Origin of the sequence: Streptomyces glaucescens (genome assembly GCF_002154375.1) — a bacterium.
In the GTDB taxonomy this organism is placed as follows: Bacteria; Actinomycetota; Actinomycetes; order Streptomycetales; family Streptomycetaceae; genus Streptomyces; species Streptomyces glaucescens.
Genome location: NZ_MUND01000413.1, coordinates 1 through 9,040, shown reverse-complemented (window position 1 = coordinate 9,040; position 9,040 = coordinate 1). Strand labels below are relative to the sequence as shown.

Below are 9,040 nucleotides of genomic sequence, written 5' to 3'. Positions count from 1 at the left end.
GACCGCAGCGGCCGCGGTCGCGGCGACGGTCGCGCCCTCGGCGGCCAGCGCCTCGGCGCGGGCGGCCGTGCGGTTCCAGACGGTCACGGGGTGCCCGGCGGCCAGCCAGGCGCGGGCCAGGGCGGTGCCCATGGCGCCGGTGCCGAGGAGGGTGAGGGGCGTGCGGGGGGCGGTGGAAGAGACGTTGTCGGTCATGGCGTTTAGCCTCGTAGAGGCTGAACCGCCGCTCAAGTACGCACTTGTGAGTGGGTGGTTACCGCGAGGGAAGAGTCCAGGCAGCGGACGGGCGCAACGGAAGGCGGGGGTCGGACATGGCGATCGGACGGCGGGCGGGGGCCTACATCTGCGGCGTCGACGCGGCGATGGACGTGATCGGCGGGAAGTGGAAGGTGCTCATCCTCTGGGAGCTGAGCCTGCGCCCGTACCGCTTCGGCGAGCTGCGCCGCGCGCTGGCCGGGATCACCGAGAAGGTGCTCGCGGCGCATCTGCGGGAGCTGGAGGCCGACGGGATCGTGCACCGGCAGGAGTACGACGAGGTGCCGCCGCGGGTGGAGTACTCGCTGACGCCGCGCGGTGTCGCGCTCAACGAGGCGCTGGAGCCGCTCGGCGCGTGGGGGAAGGTGAACGTGCTGGGGCAGGCGCCGGAGCCGGTGGCGTGACCGGGATCAGCGGCTGCCCGTCAGATGGGCGAAGACCACCACGTTGCCCTGGTAGCCGGTGGCGCGCGAGTAGCCGCCGCCGCAGGTGATCACCCGCAGCTCGGGCCGGCGGGCCGGGCCGTAGACCTTCTCGTCGGGGAAGTTCTTCGCCTGGTACACCTCGACGGCGTCCACCGTGAACACCGCGACCGAGCCGTCCCGCCGGTCCACCTCGATCGTGCCGCCGCGCCTGAGGGCGCCGAGGCCGTAGAAGACGGCCGGCCCCTCGGCGTTGTCGACGTGCCCGGCGACGATCGCGGTGCCGCGCTCACCGGGCGTGGTGCCCGCCTCGTACCAGCCCGCGAGGTCGGGCCGCCCGGCCGGCGGCACCTCCAGGCTGCCCGTCGGGGTCAGACCCAGGCCGGTCAGCGGGGCGTCCACCCGGATCGCCGGGATGCGGATGCGGTCCGGCGGGGACGGCGGCAGTGCCGGGGCGGCCGGACGCCCCGCGGCCGGGTCGGCGTGCGCCTCGGCGGCGGACGGCTGCGGAGGGGCGTGCGAAGTGGTGCCGTCGCGCAGCAGCCAGGCGCCCGCGCACAGGGCGACGGCGGTGACGGCCGCCATGGCGGTGTTGCCGTACCTGCGCATCGGTCCTCCCTGTGACCGAGGGACGGGGCGGGTCCCCGTGCCCCCTCCGGGCCGCGAGGGGCATCGGACCCGGAGGGGGAGGGGCGTGCGGTACCGGCGGACGGACAGCGGAGGGTGTCCGTCAGATCCCGTCGCCTCTCGCCCGGCGATGCAGGAGCCAGGTACCGCCCGCGGCGGCGACGGCGAGAGCCGCCACGCCGGCCGCGGTCTGCACGGGGTCGGGGCCCAGTGCGCCGCCGACCCCCGTCTTCACACTCCCCCGGGGATGCGCCGGCCGGACCGAGGTCAGGGTGACGACCAGGTCGCCCCTGACCTCCCGGCCGCCCCCGGAGCACCGGGCGACGATCTCGTACGTCCCCGGCTGCGCGCTCGGCGGCACCCGGAACTGGCCGATCGCGTTGCCCTCGTGGGAGCTGGGCGCCAGCGTGAACTGCCCGGCGCCGACCGCGCTGGCGTCGCCCGCGGCGGCGCCGTCGGCTCCGCACGCCGTCGTGTTCACACTGACCGAACCGCCGGGCACCACGGAGGACGGGTACACGTCCAGGGAGCCGGTGCCGCCGCCGTGCGCGGGCGCGGCGGTCAGTGCCGCGGCGGCGACGGCGAGCGCGGTACCGGTCAGCAGCCGGGCGATACGTCGCATCGGTGTTCCCCATCGATCGAGTCGAGCGGTTCGGGCCCTGTTCTTCTCCGTTCCTCTCCGAGGTAAGTGGCAGCGGCGCGAGCGCGCTTCCTGAGGGGTCGTCAGAAATACGGAGAACGGGTGCCGCGCCGTACCGCCGCGCTCTCGCCCTGCGGCGCGTTTTCCCAGCTCACCGGCGTGTGATGGGGTGTCATGGAAGACGACCCGAAGGATGCGCGGGGAGGGTGTGAACGGGTGACCGGGGCAACCGGAACGCCCGGACTTGACCTCGATCAAACTTGAGGTACGAGCCTGTGCGGCATGAAGAACTCAACCGCCGGGACCGCGGCCACCGAAGCCGCGGCCACCGAGACCGCGGCCACCGAGAGCGCGACCATCGGGACCGCGACCTCCGAGGCGCCCCTGAACGTGACCGTCGTCATCGGCAGCAACCGCCACGGCCGCTTCGGGCCCGTCGTCGCCGACTGGCTGCTGGAGCGCGTCCGGGAACGGGATGAGCTGGTCGTGGACGTCGTCGACGTCGCCGACGTCACCCTGCCCACCACCATGGAGCCCGCTCCGCACGCCTCCGACCCGGTCAGCGTCAAGCTGGCGGCGGCGGACGCGTTCGTCGTCCTCACCCCCGAGTACAACCACTCCTTCCCCGCCGCCCTGAAAAACCTCATCGACTGGCACTTCACCGAGTGGCAGGCCAAGCCCGTCGCCCTGGTCTCCTACGGCGGCATCTCCGGCGGCCTGCGCGCCACGGAACACCTCCGCCAGGTCTTCGCCGAACTCCACGCCGTCACCGTCCGCGACACGGTCTCCTTCCACAACGCCGCCGCGTCCTTCACCCCCGAGGGCCGCCTGAAGGACCCGTCGGGTCCGGACGCGGCGGCGAAGAAGATGCTGGACCAGCTCACCTGGTGGGCCCGAGCCCTCCACGAGGCCAAGCAGCGCCGCCCGTACGGGGGTTAGCCCACTCCCACCGCACTCCAGGCCGCCCCCACCGCCCGGTGTTCCGTGCTGTCCGGGCCGTACAGGTCGCGGGCCGCGTTCAGGGTGGCGGTGCGGGCGGCGGTGTACGTGGTGGTGGAGGTCATGTAGACGGTGAGGGCGCGGTACCAGATGGCGCCGAGCTTGGCGCGGCCGATGCCGGTGAGCGAGCTGCCGTCGCAGGTGGGGGAGTTGTGGGCGGTGCCGCCCATGGTCTTGGCGCCGCTGCCCTCGGCCAGCAGGTAGGCGAAGTGGTTGCCGATGCCGGAGGAGTGGTGGACGTCGAGGCCGGCGACGGTGGGGCTCCAGCAGTCGGGGGAGGCGCCGTCCTTCGACGGGCGGTCCATGAAGCGCAGGGCGGCGTGTCCGAAGCCGGGGCGGACGATCTTCTCGCCGATCGTCCAGTCGCCGGGGTCGGCGGCGTTGGCCGCGTGGAACTCCACAAGCGTGCCGAAGATGTCGGAGGTGGCCTCGTTGAGGCCGCCGGACTCGCCGGTGTAGGCGAGGTTCGCGGTGGCGGAGGTGACGCCGTGGCTCATCTCGTGGCCGGCGACGTCCAGGGAGACCAGCGGGCCGAACGTGGTGCCGTCACCGTCGCCGTAGGTCATGCAGAAGCAGCTGTCGTCCCAGAAGGCGTTGTTGTAGCGGTTGCCGTAGTGCACCCGGCTGTACGAGCCCTTGCCGTCGCCCGCGATGCCCTCGCGGCCGTGGACGTCCTTGAGGTAGTCCCAGGTGACGTCCGTGCCGTACTGCGCGTCCACGGCCGCCGAGGCGCGGTCCGCGGTGGTGCCGTCGCCCCAGTGGTTGTCCGGGTCGGTGAGGACGGTGGAGGGGGCGCGGGTGACGCAGAGGGTGCCGAGCAGGCACAGGTCGCTCTGGTTCGCCGCGTCGCCGGTGTGGGTGCCGCCGCGGGTCGGGTCCTTGAGCGCGTACCCCGATCCGGTCGGTGTCGTCCGCAGCGGGACCGTGCCCCCGTACAGGGAACGGCCGTCACCGGACGCCGACTCCAGGGTGTCCCAGGCGTCGATCCGGGCGCCGGTCCGCGCGTCCGTGAGCACGGTCCGCGCCACCGGGTTGCCCTGCCCGTCGAGGGCCGCGGCCTCGGTCCGCCACGCCAGCCTCGGCGTCCCGTGCCGCGCGTCGACCACCAGCTCCGGCTGGGCCGTCAGCCGCCTGAGCGGCTGGTCCAGGTGCAGCGCCCGCAGGGCGTTCGCGGCCAGGCCGGCGGCCTCGGGGGCGGACAGTGCCGGGGTCACGTCCGGCAGTGCGACGGGTGCCGTCGTCGCGCGGTCCGCGCCCCGGTAGCCGCCGTCGGGTGCCAGGTGGAGCACGAAGTCGCCGCCGAGGACGGGGAGCCGGCGGTAGGTGCGGTCGTAGCGGACGTGCTGGGTGCCGTCCTCGTCGATGACGACGTCCCGCACCTCGGTGCGCTGTCCGGGACCGAGGCCCAGGCTCCCGGCCCGTTCGGCGAGGACGGCGGTGGCGTGTTCCAGCGCGGTGGCCCGGGTGGGCCGGCCGGCCGCTCCGGCGGTGGGGGTGAGCGCCGTGGCCAGCAGGGCGGCGGCGGTCGTGGCGGCCAGGGCGTACGGCCGTATCCGGCTCATGGGTCTCCTTGAACTGGTCACACTGAGGGTGACCAAGATTCAAGGGGGCGTGGACATGCCAGGGCCAGGGTGAAGACGTGCAGGTGTGTGAGGGGACAGAATCGCTTCTGTGAGTTCCGTGCGGTCCCGTTCCCCCCTCCCCTTCTTCGTCTACGGCACCCTCCGCCCCGGCGGACCCAACCACGACCTCCTCCTGCGCGGCCGCACCCGCGCCGAGGAGCCCGGCCGGCTCGCCGACGCCGTCCTCTACGACGGCCCCGGCTATCCGTACGCCGTCGAGGAGCCGGGCGGATCGGTGCGCGGCGAACTGGTCACCCCGCTGCCCGAGGCGTACGACGAACTGCTGCTCGTCCTCGACCGGCTGGAGGAGTGCGAGACGCCCGGCGACCCCCGCAACCTCTACGAGCGGGTCGCCCGCGATGTCGTCCGTACCGCCGACGGGGCGGTCCGGCGGGCCTGGGTGTACCTCGCCGCACCGCCCGTCGCCGCCCGTCTGCGCGCGCGGGGCACCCGCATCGAGGGCGGCGACTGGCGGGCACGCCGGCCCTGAGGCGGGCTCAGTCCGTGCCCGGCGTCTTGCGGGTCGTCATGTTCATCCGGTTCCAGGTGTTCGCGGTGACGATCACGGCGATCAGCCGGGCCAGCGTCGCCTCGTCGAAGTGCCGCGCCGCCTCCTCGTACACCTCGTCCGACACCCCGTCGGACAGCAGCGTGACGGCCTCGGTCAGGGCCAGCGCCGCCCGCTCCCGGACGGTGTAGAGGCTCGACTCCCGCCAGGCCGGCAGCTGGTGGACGCGGTCCTCCGACTCGCCGGCCTTGCGGGCGTCGGTGATGTGGTAGTCGAGGCAGTACGCGCAGTGGTTGAGCTGCGCGGCGCGGATCTGGACCAGCTCCACCAGCACCGGGTCGAGGCCTTCGACGGCGGCGGCGTGGAGGCCCAGGACCGCCTTGAACACCTTGGGGGCGAAGGCGGAGAAGTTCATGCGCCGAGGTACCTGGTAGATCGTCATGCGGATGAACCTACGGGCCGGACAGACCCCCCGAGGGGTGCATACCGGCACCGGAAGAACGGGTCAATCCCGCGCCGCCTCCGCCGGGGTCACCGCCTCCACCCGGACCGCGCACGCCTTGAACTCCGGCATCCGCGAGGTGGGGTCCAGCGCCGGGTTGGTGAGGGTGTTGGCGCGGCCCTCGCCGGGCCAGTGGAACGGCATGAAGACGGTGTCGGGGCGGATGGCGTGGGTGATCCGGGCCGGTGCCACGGCCCGCCCGCGCCGCGAGACCACGGCCACCGGGTCGCCCTCGGCGGCGCCCAGCCGTGCCGCCAGCCTCGGGTGCAGCTCGACGAACGGACCCGGCGCGGCGGCGTTCAGCTCGTCGACCCGCCGGGTCTGCGCGCCGGACTGGTACTGGGCGACCACCCGGCCGGTGGTCAGCAGCACCGGGTACTCGTCGTCGGGCTCCTCGGCGGCCGCCCGGTGCGCCACGGGCACGAACCGGGCCCGCCCGTCCGGGGTGGCGAAGCGGTCGAGGAACAGCCGCGGGGTACCGGGGTGCGGGGTACCGGGGTGCGCGCCTCGTACCTCGGCCTCCCGCGCCGGGCCGTCCGGCGTCACGGCAGGCGAGGCGTCCCCGGAGTCCGCCACCATCACCCGGTCCACGGACTGCGGATCCACGGACTGCGGGTCCACGGACTGCGGATCCACGGACTGCGGCGCCGGGCACGGCCAGAACACCCCGCTCTCCTCCGCGAGCCTGCGGTAGGTGATGCCGGAGTAGTCGGCGGGCCCGCCCGCGCTCGCCCGGCGCAGCTCCTCGAAGACCTCCTCGGGGTCGGTCGGGAAGCCCTTCTCCACCCCGAGCCGCGCGGCCAGTTCGTGCATGACCTCCAGGTCGCTGCGGATTCCCTCGGGCGGGGTGATGGCCTGCCGCCGCAGCAGCACCCGCCCCTCCAGGTTGGTCGTCGTGCCGGTCTCCTCGGCCCACTGCGTCACCGGCAGCACCACGTCCGCCAGTTCCGCCGTCTCCGACAGCACGACGTCGCAGACCGCCAGGAAGTCCAGTGACGTGATCCGCTCCTCGATGTGCGCGGCGCGCGGCGCCGACACCACCGGGTTGGAGCCCATCAGCAGCAGCGCCCGGATGTCCGTGCCGAGCGCGTCCAGCAGCTCGTAGGCGCTGCGGCCCGGCCCCGGCAGCGAGTCCGGGTCGACCCCCCACACCTCGGACACGTGGCGGCGCGCCGCCGGGTCGTCCAGCTTGCGGTAGCCGGGCAGCTGGTCGGCCTTCTGGCCGTGCTCGCGCCCGCCCTGCCCGTTGCCCTGCCCGGTGAGGCAGCCGTATCCGCTGTACGGCCGTCCCGCCCGGCCGGTGGCCAGGCACAGGTTGATCCAGGCGCCGACCGTGTCGGTGCCCTTGGACTGCTGCTCGGGCCCGCGCGCGGTGAGCACCATCGCGGTCTCCGGCTCGCAGAACATCCGTACGGCCTCGCGCAGCTGCGGCACCGACACTCCGGTGATCCGCTCCACGTACTCCGGCCAGTGCGCCATGGCCGCGGCCCGCGCGTCCTCCCAGCCGGTGGTCCGCTCGGCGATGTACGCCTCGTCCGTGCGGCCCTCGGCGACGACCAGGTGCAGCAGGCCCAGCGCCAGCGCCAGGTCGGTGCCCGGGCGGGGCGCCAGATGCAGGTCGGCGTGCTCGGCGGTCTTCGTGCGGCGCGGGTCGACGACGATCAGCGTGCCGCCGTTCTCCTTCAGCTCGGTGAGGAAGCGCAGCGACGGCGGCATGGTCTCGGCGAGGTTGGAGCCGACGAGGATCACGCAGCCGCTCCTCGGGATGTCCTCCAGCGGGAAGGGCAGCCCGCGGTCGAGCCCGAAGGCCTTCGTCCCGGCCGCCGCCGCGGACGACATGCAGAACCGGCCGTTGTAGTCGATCTGCGAGGTGCCGAGCGCGACCCGGGCGAACTTGCCCAGCGTGTACGCCTTCTCGTTGGTCAGCCCGCCCCCGCCGAACACGCCGAGCGCGTCCGCGCCGTGCTCCGCGCGGATACGGCCGAGCGCGCCGGCGATCCGGTCCAGGGCCTCGTCCCAGGTGGCGGGCACGAGCGCGCCGCCCTCGCGGACCAGCGGGGAGGTCAGGCGCACCCGCGACGAGAGCACCGCGGGCGCCGTACGGCCCTTGCCGCACAGCGCTCCCCGGTTCACCGGGAAGTCGGCGCGTTCCAGCACCTCGACGCCCCCGTCCGGCGTGGGCGACAGGTTCATCCCGCACTGCAGGGCGCAGTACGGGCAGTGGGTGGGCGTCGAGGTGCTGTTCATGCCCCTCAGGGTGAATCGGCCGTGTTACGTGCCGGGACGGCTCCCTGTTACACGGCCGGGACGACGACCTCCCCGCCGCCGCCGGGCCACCGTGAGGAGCTCTCGCCGCAGGTCAGCGCCCGGCGGCCAGCGCGCGCTCCACCCCGGGCTCCTCGGGTCCGAGGAACCGCGGATCGGGTTCGAGGACCGCGTCCAGCGCCGCCTTGCCGCTCGCGAAGACCTCCCGGACCCCGCCGTAGTACCAGGTCGCGTCCCGCTCGGCGGGCACCCCGACGCCGTACGACGCCACCCCCGCCTCCCGGCACAGCGCGACCGCCCGCCGGATGTGGAAGTCCTGGCTGATCAGCACCGCCTCGTCCACCCCGAAGATCTTCTTGGCGCGGACACAGGAGTCCCAGGTGTCGAAGCCCGCGTAGTCGCTGACGATCCGCGCGTCCGGGACGCCGTGCCGGGTGAGGTAGGCGCGCATCGCGTCCGGCTCGTCGTAGTCCTTCCGGCTGTTGTCGCCGGTCACCAGGACCACCTCGATCCGGCCCGTCCGGTACAGCTCGGCCGCCGCGTCCAGCCGGTGGGCGAGATACGGGGACGGCGCGCCGTTCCACAGGCCGGCGCCGAAGACGACGGCGACCTCGGTGCGCGGCACGTCGGCGGTGCTGCGCAGCCGGTCGCCGGTCGAGACGTACAGCCAGGTCGACGGCAGCAGCGCGAGCACGCACCCCGCCATCGCGGCCTGCACCAGCCGCCGGCGGCCGGTCCGGGTACGCGGCAGACGAGGTCGTACGATCTTCATACGGAAAGGGACGGTCTGTGCGGCGTCCCGGTTGCGTCCCCCTCACACCCCGCCCGCCCCCCGCGGTGAACCCACGGAAAACGCCCGTGACCCTCACGCAACGGGCCGGCAACGTCCTTTCGGCACCCTCGATGCATGGACAGCCAGCTCAGCCACCGCCCCGGACCCCCCGCGCTCGTCGTCGTGGCCCACGGCAGCCGCGACCCGCGCGCCCTCGCCACGGTCCGCGCCCTCCTCGACCGCGTCCGCGCGCTGCGCCCCGGCCTCCCGGTCCACCTCGGGCACATCGAGCTGAACGAGCCCCTGCTCCCCGACACCCTCGCCGCCCTCGGAGACCGCGAGGCCGTCCTCGTCCCCCTCCTCCTCAGCCGCGGCTACCACGTCAAGCAGGACATCCCCGAGATGGCCGCCGCCGCCCCGGCCAGCAC

General features: G+C 74.0%; 11 protein-coding genes. 4 read left to right on the top strand and 7 right to left on the bottom strand.

The features are described from left to right. Positions 1 to 195 (bottom strand): NAD(P)-binding domain-containing protein (locus tag CCN42_RS25610; RefSeq protein WP_158102129.1); only part of this gene is annotated, 195 nt, incomplete at its 3' end. A gap of 116 nt (positions 196 to 311) precedes the next feature. Here CCN42_RS25610 and CCN42_RS25605 point away from each other — a divergent pair. Further along, positions 312 to 659 (top strand): winged helix-turn-helix transcriptional regulator, encoded by a 348-nt coding sequence (locus tag CCN42_RS25605; protein ID WP_086739164.1) that lies wholly within the window; start codon positions 312 to 314, stop codon positions 657 to 659. A 6-nt stretch (positions 660 to 665) separates the two neighbouring features. Here CCN42_RS25605 and CCN42_RS25600 read toward each other — a convergent pair whose 3' ends face one another. Together CCN42_RS25600 and CCN42_RS25595 are read right to left on the bottom strand one after the other, a co-directional pair. Then, positions 666 to 1,286 carry a class F sortase gene (locus tag CCN42_RS25600; RefSeq protein WP_086739162.1) on the bottom strand — a complete coding sequence of 207 codons (621 nt, stop codon included), beginning with the start codon at positions 1,284 to 1,286 and terminating at the stop codon, positions 666 to 668. A gap of 121 nt (positions 1,287 to 1,407) precedes the next feature. Continuing rightward, complete coding sequence (locus CCN42_RS25595; RefSeq protein ID WP_086739160.1) at positions 1,408 to 1,926, bottom strand: hypothetical protein; 519 nt, start codon at positions 1,924 to 1,926, stop codon at positions 1,408 to 1,410. 300 nt (positions 1,927 to 2,226) lie between these two features. Between CCN42_RS25595 and CCN42_RS25590 the strand changes: the two genes are divergently transcribed. Beyond that, a complete protein-coding gene (locus CCN42_RS25590) occupies positions 2,227 to 2,883 on the top strand; it encodes an NADPH-dependent FMN reductase (RefSeq protein WP_086739158.1) in 657 nt (218 codons plus the stop codon). Here the strand turns inward: CCN42_RS25590 and CCN42_RS25585 are convergent. Beyond that, positions 2,880 to 4,505 (bottom strand): M4 family metallopeptidase, encoded by a 1,626-nt coding sequence (locus tag CCN42_RS25585; RefSeq protein WP_086739156.1) that lies wholly within the window; start codon positions 4,503 to 4,505, stop codon positions 2,880 to 2,882. The two genes, CCN42_RS25590 and CCN42_RS25585, sit on opposite strands and share 4 nt — an antisense overlap. A 109-nt stretch (positions 4,506 to 4,614) precedes the next feature. On the opposite strand from CCN42_RS25585, the gene CCN42_RS25580 reads away from it, so the two are divergent. Continuing rightward, complete coding sequence (locus CCN42_RS25580) at positions 4,615 to 5,055, top strand: gamma-glutamylcyclotransferase family protein (protein ID WP_245877453.1); 441 nt, start codon at positions 4,615 to 4,617, stop codon at positions 5,053 to 5,055. Positions 5,056 to 5,062: 7 nt separating this feature from the next. Here the strand turns inward: CCN42_RS25580 and CCN42_RS25575 are convergent, their stop codons facing one another. From CCN42_RS25575 to CCN42_RS25565, 3 genes are all read right to left on the bottom strand, one after another. Continuing rightward, on the bottom strand, positions 5,063 to 5,515 hold the full coding sequence (locus CCN42_RS25575; protein WP_245877452.1) for a carboxymuconolactone decarboxylase family protein: 453 nt from the start codon (positions 5,513 to 5,515) through the stop codon (positions 5,063 to 5,065). 63 nt (positions 5,516 to 5,578) lie between these two features. Further along, on the bottom strand, positions 5,579 to 7,822 hold the full coding sequence (locus tag CCN42_RS25570) for a molybdopterin oxidoreductase family protein (RefSeq protein WP_086739150.1): 2,244 nt from the start codon (positions 7,820 to 7,822) through the stop codon (positions 5,579 to 5,581). A 112-nt stretch (positions 7,823 to 7,934) separates the two neighbouring features. Next, complete coding sequence (locus tag CCN42_RS25565) at positions 7,935 to 8,612, bottom strand: SanA/YdcF family protein (RefSeq protein WP_086739148.1); 678 nt, start codon at positions 8,610 to 8,612, stop codon at positions 7,935 to 7,937. Positions 8,613 to 8,747: 135 nt separating this feature from the next. Here CCN42_RS25565 and CCN42_RS25560 point away from each other — a divergent pair. Next, on the top strand, positions 8,748 to 9,040 hold a 293-nt coding region (locus CCN42_RS25560), incomplete at its 3' end, for a sirohydrochlorin chelatase (RefSeq protein ID WP_169731522.1).

Bases quoted from the DNA above. Each gene is read 5' to 3' on its own strand.
- CCN42_RS25605 (WP_086739164.1), top strand. From the start codon at position 312: ATGGCGATCGGACGGCGGGCGGGGGCCTACATCTGCGGCGTCGACGCG.
- CCN42_RS25600 (WP_086739162.1), bottom strand. From the start codon at position 1,286: ATGCGCAGGTACGGCAACACCGCCATGGCGGCCGTCACCGCCGTCGCC.
- CCN42_RS25595 (WP_086739160.1), bottom strand. From the start codon at position 1,926: ATGCGACGTATCGCCCGGCTGCTGACCGGTACCGCGCTCGCCGTCGCC.
- CCN42_RS25590 (WP_086739158.1), top strand. From the start codon at position 2,227: ATGAAGAACTCAACCGCCGGGACCGCGGCCACCGAAGCCGCGGCCACC.
- CCN42_RS25585 (WP_086739156.1), bottom strand. From the start codon at position 4,505: ATGAGCCGGATACGGCCGTACGCCCTGGCCGCCACGACCGCCGCCGCC.
- CCN42_RS25575 (WP_245877452.1), bottom strand. From the start codon at position 5,515: ATGACGATCTACCAGGTACCTCGGCGCATGAACTTCTCCGCCTTCGCC.
- CCN42_RS25570 (WP_086739150.1), bottom strand. From the start codon at position 7,822: ATGAACAGCACCTCGACGCCCACCCACTGCCCGTACTGCGCCCTGCAG.
- CCN42_RS25565 (WP_086739148.1), bottom strand. From the start codon at position 8,612: ATGAAGATCGTACGACCTCGTCTGCCGCGTACCCGGACCGGCCGCCGG.